Consider the following 24,876-nt stretch of genomic DNA (forward strand, 5'->3'; position numbering starts at 1 on the left):
TAAGCCTGTGTGGCGCGCGGCTCAGCGCTGCCACTCCCACACCGGCCAGCCCAGCTCCTCGGCCTGCTGACGCAGCGCGGGGGCCGGATTGACCGCATGGGGATGGCTCACCGCCCGCAGCATGGGCAGATCGTTGTGGGAGTCGCTGTAGCCAAAGCTCCCCTGCCAGAGGTGGTCCCTGTCTGCAAACAGCTGGTTGATGCGGGCTACCTTGCCCTCGCGAAAGCTGAGGGTGCCGCGGGTCTGGCCGGTCAGCATCCCCTCCTCTTCATCAAGCAGGATGGCGACGCAGTGATCCATCCCCAACATCTTCGCCATGGGGGCCACCAGATGCTCGCCGGAGGCGGAGATGAGCACCAGATCGTCGCCCCGCTCCCGATGCCATTCGATGCGCGCCAACCCCTCGGGGTAGAGGCGCTCGCGCAGCACCTGCTCGGCAAAGCGGGTAGAGAGCGAGTCGAGCCACTGGCGCGTCTTGCCCGCCAGCGGTTGCAGGGTGAAGGCCATATACTGGTGCATGTCCATCTTGCCCTGATGGTAGAGGGACATCATGGCCTGCTCCTCCGCGATCATGCTGGCAGGGGCCAGCTCCTCGGCCACCATGTACTCCAGCCAGAGGCTGGCGGAATCCCCGGCAATCAGGGTCTCGTCCAGATCAAACAGTGCCAGTGCCATGGGCGCTCCTCGCAGTGAAAATGGAAATGAAATGCGGCCTCATGCTACCTCACAGAGTTGATCCCGGGCCACCGCCAGGGTCACGGCACTGCCGGTTGCCAGCAGATCGCCAGCCGAGCGGTTGAGGCAATCCACCGTCAACAGCCCCGCCTCGCACTCCACCTGATAGCGGATCACGTTGCCGAGCAGCTGTTGCTGGCGAACGATGCCGGGCAGGCTGGGTTCGCTGCTGGTCGCCCCGGCGGGCAGCAGGGTGATGGACTCCGGCCGCAGCGCCAGCTTGCCCTGAAAACGGGGGCCGAACAGCGACTTGCCCTGCTCGGCGCCAAGCAGGTTGTAGTTGCCGATAAAGCCCGCCACAAACTCGTTGGCGGGGCGGGTATAGATCTCCTCCGGCGTGCCGCTCTGGACGATGGATCCCTTGTTCATCAGGAAGATCCGATCCGACATGGTGAGCGCCTCCTCCTGATCGTGAGTGACGAAGATGGTGGTGAGCTCAAGGCGCTGCTGGATCTCGCGGATCTGCTGGCGCAGGCTGCGGCGGATACGGGCATCCAGCGCCGAGAGCGGCTCGTCCAGCAAGAGGATCCTTGGCCGTACCACCAGAGCCCTGGCCAGCGCCACCCGCTGGCGTTGACCGCCGGAGAGCTCGGCCGGATAGCGGCGCTCGAAGCCGGTCAGCTCCACCAGCGCCAGCGCCTCCTGCACGCTGGCCGCCAGCTCCCGTCCCGGCTGGGGCTTCATCTTGAGGCCGAAGGCAACGTTGTCCCACACCGTCATGTTGGGGAACAGCGCATAACTCTGGAACACCATGCCGATGCCCCGCTTCTGGGGTTCCTGCCAGGTGATCTCCTCACCGGCCACCCGCACCTGACCGCCATCCACCGGAGTGAGCCCGGCCAGCGCCCGCAGCAGGGTCGATTTGCCGCAGCCGGAGGGGCCGAGCAGGGTCACCAGCTCCCCCTTGCGAATGCCGAATTCGATCCCCTCGAACACCGGGGTCTCGCCATAGGATTTGTGCAGTTGATTCACTTCTAAATGAAACATCTTGGATCACCGATGAAATCTGTTGGCCGCCCAGGTCAGCAGCAGGGTCAGCAGGAAGTAGCTCATCACCAGCGCACTGGTGAAGTGGCCCGAGGTGGCGCGCATGTTGTAGAGGTAGACCTGCAGGGTCTCGTAACGGGTGCCCACCAGCATGTTGGCAAACACGAACTCGCCGAGCAGGAAGGAGAGGGAGAGAAACAGCGCCGCCAGCAATCCCTTGCGCAGACAGGGGATCACCACCAGCAGGAAGGCGCGCCGACTGCTTGCCCCCAGCAGGTGGGCAGCATCCATCAGATCCCTGAGCGGCACCCCTTGCAAGCTGTTGGCCAGCGCCCGGTACATAAAGGGGAGCACCACGGTGAACCAGGTGCCGATCAGGATCCACGGCGTGCCGATAATCGGCAGCACGCCGTCAGCGTAGATCTGCAGCAGCCCGACTGAGGAGACCACTGGCGGCACCGCAAAGGGGAGCAGGATCAGCAGATTCATCCAGGGATCCAGCTTGGGGAAGTAGTAGGCCACCACCAGCACGGTGGGTACCAGCACCAGGGTCCCCAGCAGCAGGGTGGCGAAGCAGACCAGCAGGCTGCGTCCAAACGCCGCCAGAAAACGCGGGTCGCCCCACAGCTTGAGATACCAGTCGAGGGTGAAGCCATCCGGCAGCAGGGTCGCCCCCCAGCGGGTGGAGATGGAGTAGAGAAAGGTAGCCAGCAGCGGCAGCAGCAGGGTGGCGACCAGCCCACCCAGCACCCACTTGGGCCAGCGCGGCGTCAAATCATGCATGGGATTGCCCCTTGTTCACATAGCTCTTTTTCAGCAGCCACTGGTTGGCGGCCGTCACTACCCCCAGCAGCACCATCAGGATCACCGCCAGCGCCGCCGCCATATTGGGCTCGAGGAAGATATCGCCGGAGACCAGACTGGCCACCCGGATGGTCACCAGATTGAAGTTGCCGGTGGTGAGTGCGTAGGCAGAGGCATAGGCCCCCACCGCGTTGGCAAACAGGATGATCAGGGTGCCAAGCAGCGCAGGTGTCAGTACCGGCAGTGCCACGTGCCACACATACTGTCCCTTGCTAGCCCCCAGCAGCGCGGCAGCCTGCGGCCACTCATCCTGCAGCGCATCGAACGCTGGGTAGAGCAGCAGCAGGGCGAGCGGGATCTGGAAATAGGTGTAGATGAGGATAAGGCCCGACCCCGAGTAGAGGTTGAAGCCGTCGATCAATCCCCAGGATTTCAGCAGCAGGGTCACTGCACCGTTAATGCCGAGAATGATGATAAAGGCGAATGCCAGCGGCACACCGCTGAAGTTGCCGGTCATGGTGACAAAGGCCAGCAGCAGCCGCTTGACCCGCTCGCCGCTGTGGCGCAGCGCCGCCGCCCCCAGAGTGCCGATGGCAAGCCCCGCCAGGCTGGCGATACCGGCGATGCGCAGCGAGTTGCCGAACGATTGCAGGTAGAAGGGGGAGCTCAAAATCTCCCGGTAGTAGTCGAGGCCCCAGCCATCCGGGGTCTGAAAGCTGCCCACCAGCACCCACACCATGGGGGCGAGCTGGAACAGGATCATCAAGAGGATAAAGGGCAGCAATACCAGTGCAGGCAGCCAGTGGCGGCGCACCTTCTGCTTGGTTGCCACGGGTTGATCCACGAGGATCTCGGTGGTTGCAGGCATCATCAGTGCACCTCGCGCATAAAAGCCGCCTTGAGCAGCGGTGGCGCTGCCGGCTTGTCGTGGGAAACCCCCAGCAGATCCGCCATCAGGGCGCAGAGCTGGGTCTGGGCAATCGCCACCCCATCCGGCCAGCGCTCGATAAAGGCATCGCCAAACAGCCAGAGCGGCACGGTGCGCTCTTCCGGCAGGGTGCCACCGTGGCTCAGGTCGTTGTTCATGCCGTGATCCGAGGTGACCACCACCTGATACCCCTCCGCCAGCCACTGGGGCAGCAGGTCAGCCAGCAGGCTGTCCATGCGGCGCGCCTGATTGCGGTACTGGCGGGAGTCGAAGCCAAACTTGTGGCCCGCATCGTCCACCCCCATCGGGTGGATCAGCAGAAAATCGGGATCGTACTGGCTGCGCAGCCACTCGCCATCCATCAGCAGATGGCTGTCGGGGTAGTTGTCATCCCAGTAGAAGCAGCCGTGCTGGATCGGCAGCTGCTCATCGTGGGTAAAGCGATCGCGGGCCGCCAGCCAGGGGCTCTTGTTGTAAAGCTCGCTCACCCAGTAGTAGGCCGCCGCTGCGGTGCGTTTACCCGCGGCGCGGGCCAGATGGAAAATGGAGTCATGCAGACTGAGACGACTCACCCCGTTGTGGGTGATGCCGCTCGCCACCGGCGGTACACCGGTCAGGATGCACTCGTAGAGAGGCCGGGAGAGGGATGGCAGGGCGCAGCTGAGGGTCGTATAGAGGCCGCGCTCCGCCTCCACCATGCCTGCGAGGTAGCCCATCCCATGGGCTACCCCGGCAGAGAGGCCATCCACAAGTACCACTATCACCTTGTGTTGCACTGGCCGCTCCTTACTGCATGTAGATCATGACGTTCTCTTGCCACTGACGCGGCAGGGCCTTGGAGCTCTGCTCCCAGGCGGCGTGATCCTGCACCGGCTTGGCCTTGGCATACTGCTCGGCCGGCAGCAGCTTGGCCTTCACGTCATCCGGCAACGCAACGTTGCTGCGGATCGGGCGGGCATAGCCACGGGCCAGGTTGATCTGACCGGCATCGGAGAGGATGTATTCCCGCGCCAGCTTGGCGGCGTTGGGGTTCTTGGCCCACTTGTTGATGATGGTGGTGTAACCGGCGATGACTGAGCCGTCGCTCGGGATCACCACTTCAAACTTCTTGGGGTCGATCTGGTCGCGGTAGTTAAGGGCGTTGAAGTCCCACAGCACACCCACTTCCACCTCGCCCTTCTCGATGTTGGCGATGGTCGGGTCGTTCAGCGACAGGCGCCCCTGCTGGGCCAGCTTGCCGAACAGCTCCAGCGCAGGTTTCAGATTCTTCTCGCTGCCACCGGTGGCATAGGCCGCCGCCAGCACGCCGTTGTTGGCCTGCGAGGCAACGCCCACGTCACCCAGGGTCACCTTGTAGTCGCCACCCAGCAGGGATTGCCAGCTGGTGGGGGCGGCCTTGACCAGATCCTTGTTGATCAGGAAGGCAATGGTGCCGGTATAGGCCAGCATCCAGTGACCGTCGGCGTCCTTGGCCCAGTTGGGAATATCAGCCCAGGTGGAGGGTTTGTAGGGCTGGGTAACACCCTGCTTGACCGCAACCGGACCGAAGGCGCCGCCCACGTCACCGATATCGGCGGTGGCATTGGCCTTCTCGGCGGCGAACTTGGCGATCTCCTGCGCCGAGCTCATGTCGGTATCCTGATGCTTGATGCCGTAGATGCTGCCCAGCTGCTGCCAGGTATCCTTCCAGTTGGCCCAGCTGTCCGGCATACCGATGCTGTGGAGCTGGCCTTCACCGCGGGCGGCCTTTTCGAGATCCGCGATATTTTCGGCTGCATAGCTATTTGTGGCAAACAACGGTTGGCTGATGGCCACCATGGCCAGTGCACTTGCGATCACGCTTTTCATCATCCCATCCCTCTGGACTAGGTCAGTTAAGGTTCGAGAGGGATGCTAGAGGGGAATTGTGACGGTGGCGGGGCGCTTTAATGGCAGTTTGATGACAATCACCCTGTCATGGCGCTGTCATCCACAGCGGTTACAACTCTGAATCCGAGTGAGGCTGGACTATTCCAGTAAGGGATTGGCCAGCCACCCGCCTTCTGAATAAGCAACAGGGACAAGAGTGTGACCGAGCCGAGATTGAGCGAGCAGAGAGTGAACGAACAGAGCATGGCCGATGGCCGCTCCTCCTCCAAGTGCGAACAGATTTGCCAGACCCTGCGCCGCTATATCGGCAGCGGCCAATTAGGGGCCGGACAGCAGCTGCCCGCCGAACGGGCCCTGAGCGAACGCTTCGCTACCACCCGCATCACCATCAAGGAGGCGCTCTCCAGCCTCGAAGCAGACGGCCTTATCTACCGTGCCGAGCGGCGCGGCTGGTTCGTGGCACCGCCTCGCCTCACCTATGATCCCGCCATCCACACCCACTTTCACCAGTGGATCGGCGAGCAGCAACGCACCGCCGAAACCCGGGTGCTGGCCCACGGCAGCGAACTTGCCAGCAGCGAACTGTGCCGCTGGATGGGGCTGGAACCCTTCACCCCACTTTATGAGATCCGCCGCCAGCGACTGATCGATGGCCGTCCTGTGCTCCACGTCAGCCACCACCTGCTGGCGAGCCGCTTTCCCGATATCGCCAGCGCGCCGCTGGCCAGTTCCCTCACCGAGCTCTATCAGCAGCGCTATGGCATAGGCCAAGGCGGGGCGAGTCTCGAGATCACCCCCTCGGCAGCGCGCGGCGCCATCGCCCGCGCCCTCAATCTGGCGGAGGGGAGCGCTGTGCTGCGGCTGGTGCGGGTCAACTATGACGAGCGGGGTGGTCTGGTGGATTGCGATATCGAGCACTGGCGACCGGATGCCATCCGCATCTGTCTGGATACGCGAGCATTGCAGCCGCTCGCAGGCAAGCTGCAACAAACCCGGGTCGCAGATTAGACTCCCGCCAACAGAGCGGATCCCGCAGGATCCGCCGGGATCAGTTGTCGATATTGGGGATCATGTCGTCAAAGCTCTGGTAACCGCAATCGGCCAGTTGCAGCGACATGGTGTAGGTCTTGGCGTGCTCCTGCTGACCGATGGCGGGGCGGTTGAGCTTGATCTCCTGATGCCAGTACTCCTTCATCCGGTCGATCAGCGCCATCGCCTCCCCCTCGTTGAGGTGCAGCTGACAGAGCGCCATATAGTTGTTCGACTTGTGCATGTTCTCCACCAGATACTCCCCCAGCACCGACATTGCCTGCCGCGCCTGCTGGCGGGCGAAACGGCTGTGCTGCTCGAAGCTGATCCGCTCGCTGATCAGGAAGTGGTAACTGTTGTCGATACCAAGCTGCAAAATGCCAAGCTTCTCCAGCTTGCGCAGATAGAGGTAGCAGGAGGCATCGGTCAGGCCGTACTCCCGCTTGAGATCGATCAGCGTCTTGTCGCGCCAGAAGATATTGGCGAGAAAGGCGTAGAGCCCCGGCTCGTTGTGAAACGCCTCGTCCTGCTCCTGAGTGAAGACGGCGCGGCGGCTCTGGGCGTCCTGAGTGCGATCCAGCAACTCCTCGAACGAGAGCCCCACCAGATGGCAGATCTCCAGCAGAGTATCAAACGGCAGCGAGGGCTTGTTCATCATCCGTTTCACGGTCGCGATGGAGACACCCATCGCCTCTGCCAGGGTCTGATAGCGGATCCCCTTGTCGGTCAGGGTCTTCTTCAGGGTGTCGAGAATATTGTTGGCCAGCGTCTGGCTGTAGGTCATGCCACTCTTCCTTGTTATCGCACTTTCATTGCATGGTTATGCCGAGTCAGCTTCTGACCTGTTTTTACCTTCAAGGCTCAGATATTGACACCGAAAAAACAGCCTAGAGAAAAAATCGCCTACAAAACCCATCAGGACAGACCAGTTGAACGATGAGGTCGCAAAATCTGACACCAGACAGTGCATATCTTTCAACCCGCAAACATTTTGCTAGTGCTGCATAGAACATCGCGCATAATCGAAACGTATCGAATTCAAGACCCTTCCTGGTTGAGAAATCGATTGTTTGCTTCCAAATTTTTATCTTTTAAACCGTAAGGTTTTTTCTCTTTCCTGGCATTGGGCGGCGCTGATAGCACCGCCCTTTTCTTTTCCCTGAATTCGCAGGTCAGGTCAAGGGCCCCGGCAAGGGGAAGTGTCACCGGCCACCCGCCGCCCACTGATGCGCCAACCATCACGACCTCTCTGGCAAGGTATCCTAAACTGTCATCAATAGCGTTTCATTGCCATTCAATATATTTAAATGGCTTGATTGGAAGCTTCACTCAATATAAAAACGAATATAAGAAAATAATTTAAAACATCAAAAACTTATCTTTTAAATGGCTTGCATATATAAGACAACAAAATTAATCAACCAGTACTACCAATATTTACTTATCACTCCCCGCTCCCACCCCAACAACTGCTGCCGGGTGAAGAGAAAAGCCACCCATAAGAACCCACCCACTCATCTGGTGGGCAACATAGCCCACGCAAAAACAGCCTCAAAAGACCACCAAAACCCTCGATGGGAACAATCCCAAACCTCAGAAAGAGCAAAAAACAGGCAAAAAGATAGATTTTTTTCTCACGGTTTCACCTTGTGAGGCGTTCAAAAAAACATCAAAAAGAGCCTGACACCTGTGAGTGACATCTGAGATGCCAATTTTTAGACAACTGATCACGGTGACGCTCGAATGAAAATTTAATGCCGATATAAATCAATCACATATAATCAAAACCGAACTCACAGCCTGTCATTTGCCTCACCAGTTAATTATTTAAACCTCAATAAAGCTAAAACTCTAATAACACCATTTATTAAACAAAATGACCCTGATGGCCGCCAGTCATATTTAGAAGAATGGGGAAATCACTCTCTTGTTATTCAGAAATGTGCTGACTATACTGCGGCCCCTCTGTGAGAGCAGAGCAATGACGGAAATATAAAAAGCTTCATGGATTGAGCAATATAAATCACACGCAGTTCACGCAACACAAGGTTATTTATCCATGAACAAGTTTAATAAAATTGCCGCATTCTCCCTGCTTGCTCTGGCCATGAATGGCGGCGCCCATGCCGAAGGCTGGTATGCAGGTCTGGACCTGACCACCTCCAAAATGGATCTCGATGGTGCAGCCAAAGACGCCTATGACGACAAAGTGATCGACGACCAGCTCGACGGCGGCAGCCTGATCGTGGGTTACAGCTTCAAACCCTGGCTGGCGGTTGAAGGTGGCTTGCACGCCCAGCAGATGGATCAGCTGACCTGGGTAACCTCCCCGATTGCAAGCGGCTTTGCCGACACCACCATCGAAACCCGCAGCATTAGCTTGGCAGCCAAGCTGAGCCAGCCGCTGGCCTGGGGCTTCAGCGCCTATGCCAAACCGGGCATCGCCTACACCCGCACCGAAGTGGAAGTTGTCGGCAACGCCACCCTCCTCGGTTTCAGCGGTCAGGTAAACGAGAGCGCAACCAAGAGCAAGGTACACCCCAATCTGGAAGTAGGTCTGGACTACGCCTTCAACGACCACTTCTCTGCCGGTATCGGTTACGAGCGCCAGTTCGACGCCCTGAGCCTGGGTGACGAGCACTACTCTCTGGATACCTTCAAGCTGGGTCTGCGCTACCACTTCTAAGTCGCGCAGCGTCAGTCACAATACAAAAGGGCCGCAGGTTTCAAACCTGCGGCCCTTTTTACTGCTCTTTTTCCGTACCTCGCGTTAGCAGATCTGGTCTTTACCCAGCTGCTTGGCCTGATAGAGCGCCCGATCGGCGCGCACCATCAGGCTCTCCTTCTGCTCATCCTGCTGATACTCCGCCAACCCGAAGCTCATGGTAGCGGGCGCGTGCGGGCAGATGGGCTCGCTCGCCATCAATGCCTGAAACTTGCTCGCCACCACCAGCGCATCCTCGCGGCCGGTGTTGGGCAACAACACCATAAACTCGTCACCGCCCCAGCGGGCCAGCAGATCGATCTCGCGGATATGGCGGCGCACCAGCGCCACTATGTTGATCAGGGTCTGATCCCCGGCGTTGTGGCCATAGCTGTCGTTGATCTGCTTGAAGTTATCCACATCCATGGCGATCACCGTAAACGGCTGATGGAAGCGGCGCGCCCGCTCGCACTCCAGCTGCAACGCCCGCTCCAGCCGATAGCGGCTGGCGGCACCGGTCAGGGCATCGGTCTCTGCCAGCAGACGGTTCTCCTCGGCTTTCTGTTGCAGCGCCTCGTTGAGTCGCACCAGCTCGGCGGTGCGCTCGGCAACCTGCTGCTCCAGCGACTGATTGCGCCGCTCCAGCTGTTCCAGCAACAACTTGCTGGCGTGGATATCGCGATGGGCGCCGATCATCCGCGCCACAGAGCCATCGGGATTGCGCTCAATGATGCGGCCGCAATCCTCAATCCAGAGGTAACTGCCATCCCGACAGCGACAACGATACTCGGCGCGATACTCATGGACGCTGCCGCTCAGGCAGAGATCAAACTTTGCCATCACCGCCGCCAGATCGTCGGGGTGGATCACGTTCTCCCAGGTGAAGACGGTATTGCCGAGGGAGTGAGGCTCGTAACCCAGCATCCGGTACCAGCCGGGGTTGCGATAGACAAAACCGGTATTGGCATGCCAATCCCAGATGCCATCGCTGGTCACCTCCAGAATGCCATGCACCACGGCCTCGCTGACATCCGAGATCCTGATCGTGTCACTGTCCTGCACCATAGCAGTTATCCTTGTTCTTCCGCCCCGCGCCACCACGGGGAATCGCTCTGTTGTCGTGAGGCGCTACCTTGGCATATTGCAACAGATCTGTCAGCCAGAACCCCACCGCACCACTGTTTCCCCGGTTATCGGCCACTCACGGCGCAGGCTGAATCAGGGTGGCCATAAGTGTGGCTCAAGCGCGCCCCATTTACCGGATTTAACTCACGATTCAGTCATTTGGGGGATGGGAATAAATGAGGGGATACCCAGAGACCCCCACAGAGGTCACTCGGCCAGAGTCAGTCGATAAAAATCTGTCTCCTGATGTTTCGGATTGGGACGTAAAAAAACCCAGCCAAAGCGCCGGTAATGATTCAAGGCCCGCACATTGGTACGACTCACGGAGAGCATGGCCCATTTACAACCCGCTCCCAGCAACTGCTGGCGGATATAGGCCTGCAACCCGGCAGCCAAACCGGTGCCACGATATTCGGGGAACAGATAAATCAGTTGCACATAGCCGGTCTCGGGCTCATCGGAAAAGCAGCGAAATTCCAGCTGGCCCACCCGTTGTTCACCCGCCTAGACATGGAGGTAGTGCCATTGCGTTTGCCCCAGCCTTTCGCGGATCCGCTCCCGATAACCGTCGATAAAGTCGGCAAATCCATCATGGGTATGAAAACTGCAAAAATAGGCATCCCTGCGTGCCTGCACACAGAGCTCGTAATCTCGATCCAGATCGATGGTGTTAAATTCAAGTCTCAAGCAATGACATCCTGTCGTGTGTTGGTTGGATGTAGGGTGTAATAAGCGCAGCGCATTACACCTTTTGGCAGATAAATAGCAGCGGTGCAATTCACTTCGTTCTTTGTACACTACCTGCCCTCACCCTGCCCTCTCCCGGAGGGAGAGGGGATAAAGCAGCATCGGGGATATGGCGTTGGCAATCGGGGGAGATTCGGGAGTGGCGGATTGCACATATTTCTATGATGCGATATTGGATTGCCTGATATTCGATTACACGATTGCCAAATTACGCGATCGTCCGATTACGCTTCGCTAATCGAACCTACAAATGCCGGATAATCTCATGGTGCGAACCAGATAAAAGGGAGCTCAATCTCCCTTCTCCCATTTATTAAAATAAATGCCTGGGATAAGGAGAAAGGAAAAGATATTCCGCAGAAACAGTTGCGCTGAATCTGTGAAACCCAACATCCGTAATCACGTTCTTCTATGTTTATTCAATATCTTTAATTGCCCCTCATCAACACCTACAATGTATGTATGTGATTGACTAGCAAGCATTTTATTTAGCTTTAATGCAACATCACTCCCTATTTTATTACATCCACGTTTAAACCCTGAAGAGCCACCAATCACAACCGCGATAGAAGGACTTAAAGGATAATATGGCTCAGATCTCTCAAATTCACTATCGGTAAAACCACCCACCCCCAACAAATTAATGATTGGATGATCTGATGTTATAAAAGGCTCTTCAGTCTCATTAACGAGAAAACATATATGCCTGCTCTCTTTCGTTGCGAAGAGAGAATAACCATAACTCACCCCCAATATATAACTAATTAAAAACCATGATTCACAATAAAGCTTGCGATATTCAGGTTCAGCCTTCATCCGCTCAGTGTTTAGAAATGCATCTTTAAACCTTTTAGTTCTCGTAAACTGATGCCCAATATATGAAAAGAAAACTGATAACTCCCTATCACCACGTAAACAATTAAAATCTCTATCCTTAATACAATTTAAAATTGAGAAAAAATCCCGTTCATCAGCGGCATAAATATTTTCCATAGAATTACTTTTCAGAGTATTAATCCTTGCATCTAGGTCTTGATGAGGATGGCAGCAGTTTTTATAAAAAGCCTCTATGTTTTGTATCTTATGGAAGTCATTGATGACCGCCATATGAACCTCCCGAAGGTGTGCAGGACTATAACTGGCGACTAGCTTCACTACATCAATATGATGAGTTGACAGCGTGGTCATTTTATAAAAATCAATCTCCTTCGAGATCCCTTTTATACTTCCACGGACCACTTTATTCTTGGCCGTAGTATGAAATACATCAGAATTATTCTTTGACCACGCCTTCAGATAGGAAGCAGGAACATAGTGATGATTCTTTTTTATTTCAAGTTTCTTCATGTCAATAAAATATCCATAAAGCCCACAACAATATAAAGCACAACAAATAATATTTTTTCATGCTTGGCTAATAAACATTCATCCCCATCACTCCCCCAATCTCTCCGCCAATCCGGAATAACGCTCGGTCTTTTTCCGCACCGCTTGTGCCAGCAGGGCGCGATCGCCATAGAGATCGAGGCGGGCCTTGGCGCGGGTGATGCCGGTATAGACCAGCTCGCGAGTGAGCAGCGGGCTGGGGCTGTCGGGCAGCACCAGCACGGTATGGGCAAACTCCGAGCCCTGGGATTTGTGGATGGTCATGGCGTAGACCGTCTCGTGGGGTGGCAAGCGGCTGGGCAAAAGTGCCCGCAATGTGCCATCCGGCTGCTCAAACCATACCTTGAGCCGCCCGGTTTCATCGGGCAAGCAGAGCCCCATATCGCCGTTGTAGAGGCCGACGCCGTGGTCGTTGCGCACCACCATCACCGGGCGACCGGCATACCAGTCGCCATCGCGGGCAATCAGGCCAGTCCGTGACAGGGCCAGTTCGAGCCGTTCATTAAGCCCCAGCACCCCGAACGGGCCATCGCGCAGGGCGCAGAGGATCTGGAAGCTGTTGAATGCCTTGAATACGGCGGCGGGCGCCTCCCCGGCGCGAGCCGCCTTCAGATAGCTGCCGTAACCGGCCACCCCTTGGGCAATCAGGGCGTCGTAGGCCTCCCCGGCCCAGGGGTGCAGACTGATATCGGCGAATCCTGCGCCCCAGACTGATTCCACCGCCGCGGCATCGCCGCTGTTGCAGGCGCGCGCCAGATGGCCGATGCCCGAATGCTGATCAAAGCGCCAGCTCTTGGCCAGCAAACAGAGGCTGTCGCGCACCGGTGCCCCTGCGGGCAAGCCCTGCAAGCGGTAGCCGGTCTGGCGGGAGAGCCAATCCGCCTGCGCCGGGCTGATGCCCTGTTCGATAAAGCTGCAGATATCGCCGAGCACGGCCCCCGCCTCCACCGAGGCGAGCTGATCCTTGTCGCCGAGCAGGATCAGGCGGGCGTGGCTCGGCAGCGCATCGAGCAGGCGCGCCATCATCGGCAAATCGACCATGGAGGCCTCATCCACCACCAGCAGGTCGAGGTGCAGCGGGTTGCCCGCGTGGTGGCGGAACTGGCTGCGCCCCGGAATGACCCCGAGCAACCGGTGCAGGGTGCCTGCTTCGGTGGGGATCGCTTCGACCCACTCGGGGGGCAGATCGAGGGCCTGCAGGGCAGAGCCGATACTCTCGGTCAGGCGCGCCGCCGCCTTACCGGTGGGAGCCACCAGCCGGATCGCCGGCGCCTTGCCAGCCTGCAGGCCGGTCTCCACCAGAATGGCGAGCAGTTTGGCGACCGTGGTGGTCTTGCCGGTGCCGGGGCCGCCGGAGATCACCGCAAAGGGGCGCGCCGCCGCGGTGGCCGCCGCCAGCTTCTGGCCGTTGCAGCAGAGCGCCTCGGGCACCAGCGTATCCAGCTTGCTCAGGTCGCTCGCCGCCTGGGCACTGGCCAGCAGCACCTCGATGGCGGGCCAATCCACTTCATTGGGGAACACCAGATCCAGATACTTTTCGATAAAGTGGCGGGCCGAGAAGTCGGGGGCGAGGCGGGCTTTAAGCAGCGCCGCGAACACCAGCCCGTAGTCGCGGGCAAACAGCCGCGACAGGGCCGGGGCAATCTCCGGCCATTCGGCGCGTTCACTCAAGGCGCGCAGATGGCGGGCCACCCCCAGCTCAAAGTCGTGGTAGCGGGTGAGGTAGAGCCGACCGTGCCACAGCCGCAGCGGCCAGCGCGGGGCGAGCCCCTCATCCTGCTCGGTTCCAACCAGGGGACTAGCCGCAAACAGAGCGGGCCAGCGGGCAGGATCCGCCAGATCCCCCAGCAGATCCCGGCTCTGCTGGGGATCCAGCCCGAACGGCCGCAGGGATCCGGCGGTCAACATTTCAAGCGGCAAACAGACATGGCCGCGCCCCAGCTCGAAGCAGGTGAGCGCAGCCCCCAACACCAGCTCGGGGCTGCCGCCAAGGTCGGCCACCAGCCTGGCAAATTGCAGATCCAGCTGGCGTATGCGGCCAGCCAGCGCCAGTGTTTTGAGCCGTTCAACCATCATTGCGCTGGTCGCTGTGCTGATCATGGTGCCGCTCATGCTTCTACCTCGTTCAATGCTTGGGATCCCGCTGCTGGCAGCTCACTGCCTTCGCGAAACAACTTATCCAGCCCCAGCACCAGTTCACGGCTCGGGCGGGTATGGAAAATGCCCCCCTGCGGCATGCCGCGCAGGAACAGATAGAAAACGCCGCCAAAGTGCTGCTCGAAGTCGTAGCCCGGCAGGCGCAGGGTGAGCAGCCGGTGCAGCGCCAGCGAGTAGAGCTGGTATTGCAGGTCGTAGCGGTGCTCGGTCATCGCCCGCTCCAGCGCCGGACGGCTGTAATCGGCGGGGCTCATGCCGAGGTGGTTCGATTTGTAGTCGAGCAGATACCAGCGCCCCTGCCACTCGAACACCAGGTCGATAAAGCCCTTGAGCATCCCCTGCACAGTGGCAAAGCTGAGCGGCTTGTTGCCCCGCGACAGCGGGTCGTGCTGCTGGCAGAGCGCGGTCAGCGCCGGTGCCGTCACCCGCCCCATGGGCAGGAAGAACTCCAGCTCCACCTGTTTGCGGTCGGCACTCAAGTCCCGCAGCCGCACCGGCTCGCCAAAGCCTGTTTCCAGCGGGGTACCCAGCACCGCCTCCACCTGCTGTTGCAACACGGGGGCCCAGCTCTCGTCGAAGCCGTCTTGCAACAACAAGCTGGCGATATGCTCTGCCAGCGGCTCGCCCGCGGCGCTTTGAAAGTCGATGGTCTCGAACAGGCTGTGCAGCAAGGTGCCGGGGCGCGCCCCTTTCGGGAAGGTGAAGATGGAGGGCTGAGAAGCCTCCTCCGGTTGCTCGGAAGCCAGCGCGGCCGCCTCGGTCACTACCTCGTCATCGAAGCCGGGATTGGCCAGCACGCCTTTGCTGTGACCGTGGCCCTGCGCCGCCAGCCCGGAGTAGGAGCTGATCCACCAGTCCCGCTCAAGGGAACCGCTAAAGTGGCGCACCTGCGGCTCGCCCAGCTGCTCCTCCTCTGGCGGCAGCGGGGCCGGACGGGTGAGCGAGGGCTCACCGACAGCCACCCCGGGCAGCGCCTGTGCCAGCTCGGTCAGGGCGGTGGCCAGCGTCTGCGCATCCCCCTCCTCGCCCTTTTGCAGCAGGTAACCGATGGCGGTGTGGTGCAGGTCTGTCTTCTCCGACTTGCCCGCCCCCGCCCGCACCGGCGCCAGCCCCAGCCAGGTGGCGTAAACGCCCCGGGTCAGCGCCACATAGAGCAGCCGCAAATCTTCGGCAAGGCGCTCCCTGTCCGCTTCGGCGAGCGACGAGTCGGCGCCGGTCAGATCGAGAATGGTGCGATTGCCCGCCTCATCCGCCTCGTGATAGAGCGGGGTCTCGGCGGTTCTGTGGCTGCAGATAAAGGGCAGGAACACCAGCGGGTACTCCAGCCCCTTGGATTTGTGGATGGTGACGATCTGCACCAGCTTGCGCTCGGATTCGAGGCGCAGAACCTGCTCCGCATCCTCGCCGCTCTGGCGGTTCACCGCCTCCCCCAACCAGCGCAGCAGGGCGTACTCCCCGTCCAGCTCGCTGCTCACCTGTTGCAGCAGCTCGCCGAGATGGAGGAAGTTGGTCAGCCGCCGCTCGCCGTAGGGGCTCGCCAACAGCGAAGAGGCGAGATTGCGCCGGTGCAGCAGGGCCCGCAGCATGGCCAGCACGCCACGGCGGTGCCAGATCTTGCGGTACTCCATAAACTCCTGCACCGCGCTCTCCCACGCCCGCTCGTCGCTGGCCAGCCCATCGAGCGCCTTGGCGTCGAGATCAAACATGCCGGTGGCGAGCGCCGCCCGCAGGCTGCGCTCTTCGCTCGGGTTCTGGCAGGCGTGCAAAATCAGCAGGATCTCCCGCGCCTCCGTCTGCTCCAGCACGCTCTCGCGGTTCGACAGATAGACGGAGGCGATGGCGAGGCGCGCCAGCTCCTGCTGCACCAGCTTGCCCTCGGCGCCGGTGCGCACCAGCACGGCGATATCCCCTGCCTTCACTACCTGATCGCCTATCTTCGCCTTGCCCTCGCGGGCCAGCGTCAGCAGACGATGGATCTCGGCGGCGGTGGCGCGGGCCATCTTGCTCTGGTAATCCCCCCTGTTGAAGGTGGGCTGGCCGGTCAGCTGCCAGCACTGGAGCACGGGCGCGGTGGTGCCATCGAGCAGCAGCGCCTTGCTCTTGCCCTGCGCCTCCACCGGCAGGAAGGGGATATCCGCCTCGTAGATAAAGGGATCTTTCGCCCGCTCGAACAGGCCGTTGACCGCCCCCACCAGCGCACTGCTGGAGCGCCAGTTACGCCCGAGGGTGTAGTGGGCGCTCACATTTCGCCGCGCCTGAATGTAGGTAAAGATGTCAGCGCCGCGAAAGCCGTAGATGGCCTGCTTGGGGTCGCCGATCATCAACAGCGCCGTGTCTGTGTGGCCGCCATAAAGGCGATGGAAGATGCGGTACTGCTGGGGATCGGTATCCTGAAATTCATCGATCATCGCCACCCGGTAGGTGGCGCGAATGCGCTCGCAGAGCCGCTCGCCAAGGCTGGAGCCGAGCGCCCCGTCGAGATCTTTGAGCAAGTCATCGAACGAGAGCTGATGAGCCTGACGCTTGCTGGCCTGCATACGGCTACGCACTACTTTGGCCGCCCGTTGCAGGATCAGATCCCGAATACCGGGGCGGCTGGCCAGAAGCTCGTCTATCTGACTGAACAGCGGCAGGGTCGGCACCGCGCCCCCCTTCTTGAGGTTCTCCTCCAGCACTGTCTGGCCGAAGCGCTCCAGCTCCTTGGGAATGGCGTAGCCACTGCTCTCGTCCTGTGCCCAGTCGGCTATCTTGGCAAGCCACCCTTCGTAGTTTTTGCCGGTGTAGCGGCTTACTTGCCCATCCGTCTGGCGGCGGATCTCGTCCATCTGCGCCAGCCACTCGCTCTTCACCGCAGCGATGCGACTCATGGCCGCCTGATGGCGGGCGGCGAGGGTCTCGTCCCCCAGCGCGGGGTGGATCTCCAGCTCGCTGTTGTCGAGCCAACTACCCATCTCCCGCAGCAGGGCGGCGGGGCTCGGCCAGAGCGCACGCACCGCGCTGGCAAGGGCTTTATCCACCGGATAGAACTCGGCGCGCCAGTAGTCGCTCACCGCCTGCAGCCGAAGCTGGCTGTCATCGGTGAGAAATTCGGTTTCAAAGAGGGCGCCCGACTCGAAGGCGTTCTGTTTCAGCATCCGCTGGCAGAAGCCGTGGATGGTAAAGACCGCCGCCTCGTCCATCTGGCGCTCGGCGGCCAGCAGGCGGCGGGCCGCCAGCTCGTGATCTTCCACCTCGGCCAGCAGCTGGGCCAGCAGGGCATCATTGCTATGGCCGCGCATAAAGGCGAGCCGCGCCTCGTGAATGCGACCGCGGATCCGCCCGCGCAGCTCGGCGGTGGCCGCTTCGGTAAAGGTCACCACCAGAATTTCGGTCACCGAGAGCGGCCGTTCATGGGCGCTCGGCTGACCGGCATCAGCCCCCTCTTCGATGAGCGGGCCGTGGCCCAGCAGCAGGCGCAGGTAGAGACCGGCGATGGTGTAGGTCTTGCCGGTACCGGCGGAGGCTTCGATCAGTCGTTCACCATGGAGGGGAAAACGCAATGTATTGAGCGGGTTAGCCATTATTTCAGCTCCTCCAGGGTCTTGAGTAGCGGGGTCAGGTGTTCGCGAGCCAGCGCCTGCAACTGACCAAGCACCTCGTCATCGAGTTCGGGGAAGCAGCGGGCGACGTAAACGTCTTGCCCCTCCCCATTGATCATCCAGCCGCCGTTGAAACGGGTGAGGGCCGCCTTGTCGGCCGCCTCCGGCTTATCGGGATCCTTCTCGATCGCCTTGAGCCAATCCCATGCGGTGTTGGGGAAAAACGGCAGCGGCCGCTTCATCCCCTGCGCCCAGCACGCCACCAGCGCCGCCAGCTTGGGCCGCGCCTCGTCGGCAGCAAGAGCAGGCAGACGCAGACTCTGTTTGGCATCGAACAGCAGGGTATCGCCGGGGGCGCAGCTCAATGAGAGGCAGAGGTGCTGGATCCAGCCCAGCAGCAGATCCTTGCCGTTGAAGCTGCCGGGCTTGACCACCAGCAAGCGCCCCTTCTGAGTGTCGATCCACCCTTGCAGCTGGCCCTGAGTGAGGGAGATATCGATCTCCACCGCCTGCTTTTCTGACTCCTTGGCCGCAACCCATGGGCGCAGCCGATCCGCCAGCTTGCCCATCTCGGCGTCCAGATCGTCCAGCAGCAGGCTGCCGAACCACCCTTGCGGCAACAGGCCGGTGAGCTGCAACCGCTCGCGACGCTCGGTACTTTCACCTTCCACCAGATGGGCATCGAGCAGCAGATCTTTCAGCTGATAATGTTGCAGGCCATCCAGCTCGAACGGCTCGCTATCCTCGATGTTGGCTTCGTTCAGCTCAAACCACACCTTGAGACGGCGGTTGAGGAAATATTTGGTGGGCTGGCGATAGAAGCGCAGCAGCTCCGCCAGCTCCAGCCCCTGTTCCTTGCCCCATTCGGGGGGGAGAGGCAGCTCGCCGCTCTGGAAGTTGGCCGCGCCGCGCACCGGATTGAGGGCGGGCAGCCAGTCGGCGGCATAGGTAAAGAGGCGCGAACCCGCCTCCGGGTAGAAGTAGTTGCGGCTGTAGGGCGTGAGCGGGTGCGCCACCATCAGATGGTTGAGCAGCCGCTTGCCGGAGGTTTCGTCATCGAGATCCTCATCCCCCGCCAGCACAAAGCCCTGCCGCACATAGTCGATCAGCTCCGCCAGCAGCACCGACGGCACCTTGTCGCTGTTGTCCTGCGCGCTGAAGCCCTGATAGCTGATATAGAGCCCCTGCTGAGCACTCAGCAGCGCCTCGAGGAAGAGGTAGCGGTCGTCATCGCGACGGGAGCGATCCCCCCGCCGCGACGCCACCGCCATCAGATCGAATCCCATGGGGGCCAGGGTGCGCGGGTAGACGCCGTCGTTCATGCCGAGCAGGCAGACCTGTTTGAAGGGGATAGAGCGCATCGGCATCAGGGTGCAGAAGTTGACCTGACCGGCGAGGAAGCGCTGGCTGGAGCGGGACTCCCCCAGCACGCTGCCGAGGTAGTCCTGCAACAGGTCGGCGGTAATGGGCTGCTCGAAGCGAGCCTCGCCAAGCCGGGTCTGCCACTCGGCCAGCTGGCTGCGAATCAGCTGAAGCTGACGCTCTTCATCCTCGTCAGCCAGATAGAAGCGCTCCAGCAGCGCCAGCAGGCAGGCGTTCCACTCGGCCAGCGGCTGCGCCTGTTGCAGGCGGGGCAGGAATTCTGCCAGCGAATCGACAAACCAGGCGAGCTTGCCGAGCGCCAGCCCCTGCTGACCCTCGATGTCGGCGTAGGGCAGAATGCCCGCCACCGGCTCGCCATCCCCCATGGCAAAGCCAAGCAGCATGCGGCGCAGGCCGAACAGCCAGCTGTTGCCGGACATGGGCGGCAGATCGAACCGCACGGGGTAGCCGTCATCCAGCCCCCAGCGAATGCCGGTCTCCTGCACCCAGACCCGCAGCTGGTTGAACTCGTCATCATCCAGCTCGAAGCGGCGCAGCACAGCGGGCACCTCGAGAATGGCGAGCAGCTCGCCAGCCCCGAAGCGGGCGTTGGGCAGCCTGAGCAGGGCGAGGAAGCTTTGCAGCAGCGGGCTCTCCTGACTCGCAGCCCGATCCGAGACCGCAAACGGGATCTGACCGCGCGCGCCAAACACCGCCTGAATGTAGGGGCCGTAGCTGTTCACATCCGGCATCATCACCACCACATCTTTCGGGGTGAGGGTCGGATCCTGCTCGAACAGCGCCAGCAGCCGGTCGTGCAGCACTTCCAGCTCCCGCATCGGGCCGTGGCAGGCGTGGATCTGCAAGGATCCATCCGCCGGATCGATCGGGCTCTTGTGATGGCTGCTGTCGAGATCGAACTGACCGGCGCCCCGTTCTGCCAGCTCCAGCACATCCTTCTGGATGGCGCGCAGCAGGCTGACATTGCCCTTGCCATCCACTTCGTCGATATCGACGAAGGCCTCGATTTGCGGCACCTCCAGCTCCATCAGCTGATGCAGGTAGTCGCGCCCCAGCTTGCCCATGGAGGCGAGCAGCGGGTTGGCGGGGCCCTGCAACGTCTCGATATCGGTGCCGTGTTTGAGCTTGTTTTCGAGGCGCGCCAACGTCTTGCGATCCAGCAGATCCCCCCAGTAGTAGCGGCAGGGGTTGGTGACGAACAGGTGCACCTCCACCTCCGGCCGACTGCCGAGGGCCAGCAGCGCCTCCACATAGCGCGGCGGTAGCGCCGAGATGCCGAACACAAAGACCCGCTGCGGCAGCTTGCCCGGCAGTTCGGCGGTGCGCTCCAGCTCGTGGATAAACTCCTCGTAGAGGTTGGCGCGATGGTAGCCACTCGGAGAGAGCGCCAGGGTGCGGGCCACCAGCTCGCGCCACAGCTCCGGCTGCCAATCCTGACCGCTCACCCCGGCCAGCTCCTGACTCAATCCTTCCCCCTCTTCCCAACGGGCGATCCAGTCCGGCCGGTAGACCAGATACTGGTCAAAGAGATCCGCCACCTTCTGGCAGAGCTGCCACAACCGCACCTGCTCGGGATCCTTGGCAGGATCCTCCTCATCTCCCCCGCCCAGATAGGCGGCGAGCGGGGCAAAAGCAGGACGACCCAGCAAGGCAGGCAGAATGGTCATCAGCTGCCAGCTCATGGCTCCCTTGTTGTAGGGGCTCTGGCGCGGCACATCTGCCAGCACCCGGGTGAACATCTCCCAGATAAAGCTGGCGGGCAGCGGAAAGTCGATATTGGCGGCGATGCCGAAGGCCTTGGCCAGCTCCAGCTTGAGCCACTGGGCCATGCCCGGACTCTGCACCAGAATTTGCTCCCGATCGAAGGGGTGAGAGAGAGGGGCCTGCCGGATGCGGCTCACCAGCAGCTCTTTGAGCAGATCCAGCTGATTGGAGTGGTAGAGGGTAAACATGAGCAATTCCCGCCTGTGGATGAGAGGGGGCGAGGGAAAAGGCTAACCATTTCCGTCACTTCACAAGAGAAGGAATTGTCGGGGATCGGGGGATAAGATGCAAAAGGCACTTGTGGCCAGCAGGCGGGTAAACCGCTGAACCATGAGGGGCGCCGCAGATTTGTGCAGTACTATCTCGCAGACAGAAAAAAGCCGGTGCAGTTGCACCGGCCAAAAGGCTTGGAAAACTCAAATTGACTGGCTGTTACCAGTTTTTGCCGAGACGGGCATCCAGGCTGAAAGCCCCTGCTCCGGCCGCCGCCAGCGCCAGAAAACCACCGGCCACTGAGACGTTCTTCATAAACATCAGCATCTGCATCTGTTCGGCAGGCTGATAGTGGAAAATAAAGGCAGCCATCAGGGTGAAACCGGCCAGCAGCACGGAGAGGCTGCGGGTAAAGAGACCCAGCACGACGGCAAGGCCACCACCCAGCTCAAGCAGGATCACCAGCGGCAACATAAAGCCCGGCACGCCCATCGCTTCCATATAGCCCTGGGTTCCGGCATAGCCGCCGATCTTGCTCCAGCCCGCCATTACGAACATCAGCGCCAGCAGTACACGACCCGCCAGCAGCGCTACATCTTTCATCTTGTCCATTTCATATTCCTCGTTTGTGTCACATCACCGCTGACTGCTTCAGGGTAGGTCAAATAACAGGGCTTGGCTGGCACTGGTCGCAACCAGCTCCCACCGGTATTCATCACGACTGAGTACCCCGTCGCCGGGTCGGGCAGCCAGACCGTTGGCGGTCAGCTCCCCTGAAATCATTTGCAGGTAACCGTGTCGGCCAGCCAGTGCCCATTCGAGCGCCTCGCCCGGGGCCAGTTCCAGCCGCCATACGCGGGCCTGTTGGCGGATCCGCAGCGATCCCGCCTCGCCATCCGGTGACGCCACCAGCGTCATGCCCGGTCTGGACTCGATCTTCTTCTGCTGATATCCGGGTGGCGTGCCGAACTCGTTCGGCTCGATCCAGATCTGCAACAGGGATAGGGGTTCCGTCTGCGAGGGGTTGTACTCGCTGTGGCGGATCCCGCTGCCTGCGCTCATCAGCTGGAAATCCCCTGCCGGGATCTGCTCGGCATGGCCGAGGCTGTCCTTGTGCTCTATGGTGCCTTGCAGCACGCAGGTGAGGATCTCCATATTGGCGTGAGGGTGGGTGGCGAATCCGCCACCCGGCGCAACCAGATCCTGATTGATCACCCGCAGTACCGAGTGTCCCATCCACTCCGGGTCATAGTAGTGACCGAAGGAGAAACTGTGGCGCGCGTCCAGCCAGCCAAAGTTGGCCTTGCCCCGCGCTTCTGCGGCTCTCAATTGCATCATGGTCTGCTCCTCACCTACCGGGACGGTTGATTAACGCTGTTTGCCGCTACCGATGCCGAACGGAATACGATATTCGCTGCTCTGGTCAGCCAGGCTGACGGTCAGGTTGCCCTGGGTACGGCTCGAGATCCGCACCTGCTGGGTGCCAGTCAGGTTGGCGTGGACTAATGCCAGCAGATCGCCAGACTCGTCACGCACTTCCAGCATCGGATTGGCTTTGCCATCCATTGCGGCAGTGGCGTTCCAGTTCACAAACAGCACGCCGGGCATGGCATTGAAGTCAGCCGGTACGGAAGCTTGGGCGAAACCAGTGGTCATCAGGCCTGCAACGGCCAGCATCTTGATTACGTTTTTCATGTTCATTCACTCTCTTGTTTTATATGTCATTGCCAAGGCCTTTTCGGCCAGAATCAATGCATCCATGCAAGAGGTTATTCAAATAGTGTGTGGTTCTTTCACCGACATCAGACAGACCGATTTGGTGTGTCACAGTGCGGAACTACCAGCATATTTGGCCGCTCGACGTTCCTGCCTAAGCGTTGATTGAATATTAAAGTGACATGACCTAACTTGTTAGCGAGATAAACTGGCAAACATATTCAAAAAAATTGAAGGTGAGGAATGGCCAAGGAATCGAACAAGGAGCGGGCGCTGACCCTGGAGGCAATCCGGGTGCTGGACGCCATCGACCGCCGCGGCAGCTTTGCGGCGGCGGCCGACGAGCTGGGCAAGGTGCCCTCGGCATTGAGCTATACGGTGCAGAAGCTGGAAGACGAACTGGATGCCATGCTGTTTGACCGCAGCGGCCACCGCACCAAGTTCACCCCGGCGGGACGTATGCTGCTGGAGCGCGGCCGGGTGCTGCTGGAGGCAGCCGAGCATCTGGTGGGAGAGACCCGGGCATTGGCCCGTGGCTGGGAGACCGACATCACAGTCGCCGTCGATGCGCTGGTCCCGGTGCAGGCCCTCTACCCCTTGGTGGAGAAGCTGGCCGAGCAGACCGATACCCGACTGCGGCTGCGGGCCGAGGTGCTGGCGGGCAGTTGGGAGTGCCTGGAGGATGGTCGCGCCGACCTGCTTATCTCCTCCATCAACCCGGACATCATGATGACCGGCATCAAGCATCAGGTGATCAAGGACGAGGTGATGCTCTACGTCGCCCATCCCGATCATCCGCTGCATCAGGAGCCGGAGCCTCTGGCTGACGAGACCCTGCGCCGCTATCGCGCCATCGCCGTCGCCGATACCGCCCTGCGCAAACCGGTACTTACCTACCGCCTGCTGGACAAGCAGCCGCGCCTCACCGTCAGCACCATGACGGAGAAACGGGATGCCCTGCTGGCAGGGATCGGGGTCGGCACCATGCCACAGAGCTGGATTGAGGAGGACATCCGGGCCGGACGGCTCAAGGTGATCAGCCCCGAATATCGCCATCAGCTCCAGGTCGTGCTGGCCTGGCGGCGAGACACTATGGGCAAGGCCAAAAGCTGGCTGGTGCGGGAGATACCAAAACTGTTTGCGGCTGGTGAAAAATGAGACATAGTTAACAGACAGCTCAATAGCTGCCTCACTTGACACCCAGCTCTTTTATTGGTTCCATAGCCGCCTCATTTGAACCAATGGAATCTGTAAAAAATGAAAAAGAGTTTGCTGGTTGCCCTCACCACCCTGCCCCTGTTTGCCAATGCTGGCCTGATGGACTCCCTGACCGACAGCGTCACCAACAGCGTCAAGGATGCAGCTAATACCGCCGTATCCGGTGCAGTGGACAGCGCATCCAACGAAGCCATCAAGAAGGCACTGGATATCAAGGAAGGCGGCTCCAACAAGCAGGCTATTAAAGAGAAGCTGGGCGCTCCTGCCACCACCAAGACCGAATCCGGTCTGGAAGTGTGGACCTATGATCTGGATGCCCTGAAGAAGGCCTCTCCGCTGCTGGCAGAAACCACCAAAACCCTGCTGAAAGATACCGACGCAGCCAAGAAGAACGTCGTTATCAAGTTCGAAGGTGATACCGTCAAGAAAGTAGACCTGACCGACAAGGCTCAGGGCTAAGTTCGCTCGTCCGGTGGAGTGGGCTGCACGCCCGCATCGGCACAGATAGCAAGAGGGGGAGCACCGAGCTCCCC

20 protein-coding genes and 1 pseudogene are annotated in these 24,876 nt (G+C 60.3%); 4 read left to right on the forward strand and 17 right to left on the reverse strand.

The genetic code is table 11. The features are described from left to right. Nucleotides 1–21: 21 nt before the first annotated feature. From NOM06_RS07180 to NOM06_RS07205, 6 genes are read right to left on the reverse strand one after another with little or no spacing between them, the layout of a single operon-like run. Nucleotides 22–675: an HAD family phosphatase gene (locus tag NOM06_RS07180; RefSeq protein ID WP_255910750.1), complete on the reverse strand. Its 654-nt coding sequence runs from the start codon at nucleotides 673–675 to the stop codon at nucleotides 22–24. A gap of 39 nt (nucleotides 676–714) precedes the next feature. Then, nucleotides 715–1,722: an ABC transporter ATP-binding protein gene (locus NOM06_RS07185; protein ID WP_255910753.1), complete on the reverse strand. Its 1,008-nt coding sequence runs from the start codon at nucleotides 1,720–1,722 to the stop codon at nucleotides 715–717. A gap of 6 nt (nucleotides 1,723–1,728) precedes the next feature. Next, nucleotides 1,729–2,505, reverse strand: coding sequence for an ABC transporter permease (locus NOM06_RS07190; protein ID WP_005355251.1), 777 nt, complete (start codon nucleotides 2,503–2,505; stop codon nucleotides 1,729–1,731). Then, entirely contained in the window at nucleotides 2,498–3,397 is a 900-nt protein-coding gene (locus NOM06_RS07195; protein WP_181222901.1) for an ABC transporter permease subunit, read from the reverse strand. Before NOM06_RS07195 ends, NOM06_RS07190 begins: the two co-directional genes overlap by 8 nt. Continuing rightward, complete coding sequence (locus NOM06_RS07200) at nucleotides 3,397–4,230, reverse strand: alkaline phosphatase family protein (RefSeq protein ID WP_255910756.1); 834 nt, start codon at nucleotides 4,228–4,230, stop codon at nucleotides 3,397–3,399. The genes NOM06_RS07195 and NOM06_RS07200 overlap by 1 nt, the downstream gene beginning before the upstream one ends. A 10-nt stretch (nucleotides 4,231–4,240) precedes the next feature. After that, nucleotides 4,241–5,302, reverse strand: coding sequence for an ABC transporter substrate-binding protein (locus tag NOM06_RS07205; RefSeq protein ID WP_255910807.1), 1,062 nt, complete (start codon nucleotides 5,300–5,302; stop codon nucleotides 4,241–4,243). Between the two features lie 264 nt (nucleotides 5,303–5,566). Between NOM06_RS07205 and NOM06_RS07210 the strand changes: the two genes are divergently transcribed. Next, nucleotides 5,567–6,331 (forward strand): UTRA domain-containing protein, encoded by a 765-nt coding sequence (locus NOM06_RS07210; protein ID WP_058057086.1) that lies wholly within the window; start codon nucleotides 5,567–5,569, stop codon nucleotides 6,329–6,331. A gap of 40 nt (nucleotides 6,332–6,371) precedes the next feature. Here the strand turns inward: NOM06_RS07210 and NOM06_RS07215 are convergent, their stop codons facing one another. Together NOM06_RS07215 and NOM06_RS07220 are read right to left on the reverse strand one after the other, a co-directional pair. Next, nucleotides 6,372–7,136, reverse strand: coding sequence for a helix-turn-helix transcriptional regulator (locus NOM06_RS07215; protein WP_005336490.1), 765 nt, complete (start codon nucleotides 7,134–7,136; stop codon nucleotides 6,372–6,374). 254 nt (nucleotides 7,137–7,390) lie between these two features. Then, a complete protein-coding gene (locus NOM06_RS07220) occupies nucleotides 7,391–7,591 on the reverse strand; it encodes a hypothetical protein (RefSeq protein ID WP_139460851.1) in 201 nt (66 codons plus the stop codon). An 820-nt stretch (nucleotides 7,592–8,411) separates the two neighbouring features. On the opposite strand from NOM06_RS07220, the gene NOM06_RS07225 reads away from it, so the two are divergent. Beyond that, the gene (locus tag NOM06_RS07225) at nucleotides 8,412–9,038 is read left to right on the forward strand and encodes a porin family protein (RefSeq protein WP_216947539.1); all 627 of its coding nucleotides are present in this window, start codon (nucleotides 8,412–8,414) and stop codon (nucleotides 9,036–9,038) included. Nucleotides 9,039–9,122: 84 nt separating this feature from the next. Here NOM06_RS07225 and NOM06_RS07230 read toward each other — a convergent pair whose 3' ends face one another. The 9 genes and pseudogenes from NOM06_RS07230 to NOM06_RS07270 all read right to left on the reverse strand — a co-directional run bounded on the left by NOM06_RS07230 (nucleotide 9,123) and on the right by NOM06_RS07270 (nucleotide 23,110). Then, nucleotides 9,123–10,121, reverse strand: a complete 999-nt coding sequence (locus NOM06_RS07230) for a sensor domain-containing diguanylate cyclase (protein ID WP_255910759.1) — start codon at nucleotides 10,119–10,121, stop codon at nucleotides 9,123–9,125. 267 nt (nucleotides 10,122–10,388) lie between these two features. Continuing rightward, nucleotides 10,389–10,868, reverse strand: a pseudogene (locus NOM06_RS07235) (GNAT family N-acetyltransferase). A gap of 459 nt (nucleotides 10,869–11,327) precedes the next feature. Continuing rightward, a complete protein-coding gene (locus NOM06_RS07240) occupies nucleotides 11,328–12,275 on the reverse strand; it encodes a DUF4238 domain-containing protein (protein ID WP_255910762.1) in 948 nt (315 codons plus the stop codon). 87 nt (nucleotides 12,276–12,362) lie between these two features. Further along, a complete protein-coding gene (gene recD / locus NOM06_RS07245) occupies nucleotides 12,363–14,426 on the reverse strand; it encodes an exodeoxyribonuclease V subunit alpha (RefSeq protein ID WP_255910765.1) in 2,064 nt (687 codons plus the stop codon). Next, on the reverse strand, nucleotides 14,423–18,031 hold the full coding sequence (gene recB, locus NOM06_RS07250) for an exodeoxyribonuclease V subunit beta (RefSeq protein WP_255910768.1): 3,609 nt from the start codon (nucleotides 18,029–18,031) through the stop codon (nucleotides 14,423–14,425). Before recB ends, recD begins: the two co-directional genes overlap by 4 nt. Then, the gene (gene recC / locus NOM06_RS07255) at nucleotides 18,031–21,384 is read right to left on the reverse strand and encodes an exodeoxyribonuclease V subunit gamma (RefSeq protein WP_255910771.1); all 3,354 of its coding nucleotides are present in this window, start codon (nucleotides 21,382–21,384) and stop codon (nucleotides 18,031–18,033) included. Before recC ends, recB begins: the two co-directional genes overlap by 1 nt. A 244-nt stretch (nucleotides 21,385–21,628) precedes the next feature. Beyond that, on the reverse strand, nucleotides 21,629–22,021 hold the full coding sequence (locus NOM06_RS07260; protein ID WP_005342720.1) for a DoxX family protein: 393 nt from the start codon (nucleotides 22,019–22,021) through the stop codon (nucleotides 21,629–21,631). Between the two features lie 39 nt (nucleotides 22,022–22,060). Then, on the reverse strand, nucleotides 22,061–22,747 hold the full coding sequence (locus NOM06_RS07265; protein WP_255910774.1) for a pirin family protein: 687 nt from the start codon (nucleotides 22,745–22,747) through the stop codon (nucleotides 22,061–22,063). 30 nt (nucleotides 22,748–22,777) lie between these two features. Then, entirely contained in the window at nucleotides 22,778–23,110 is a 333-nt protein-coding gene (locus NOM06_RS07270) for a hypothetical protein (protein ID WP_255910777.1), read from the reverse strand. A 258-nt stretch (nucleotides 23,111–23,368) separates the two neighbouring features. Between NOM06_RS07270 and NOM06_RS07275 the strand changes: the two genes are divergently transcribed. Then, complete coding sequence (locus NOM06_RS07275; protein WP_019446735.1) at nucleotides 23,369–24,283, forward strand: LysR family transcriptional regulator; 915 nt, start codon at nucleotides 23,369–23,371, stop codon at nucleotides 24,281–24,283. Between the two features lie 99 nt (nucleotides 24,284–24,382). Beyond that, on the forward strand, nucleotides 24,383–24,802 hold the full coding sequence (locus tag NOM06_RS07280; protein ID WP_201996558.1) for a hypothetical protein: 420 nt from the start codon (nucleotides 24,383–24,385) through the stop codon (nucleotides 24,800–24,802). Nucleotides 24,803–24,876: the final 74 nt, after the last annotated feature.

The sequence above is a fragment of the Aeromonas sp. JL9 genome (assembly GCF_024436075.1).
In the GTDB taxonomy this organism is placed as follows: domain Bacteria; phylum Pseudomonadota; class Gammaproteobacteria; order Enterobacterales; family Aeromonadaceae; genus Aeromonas; species Aeromonas veronii.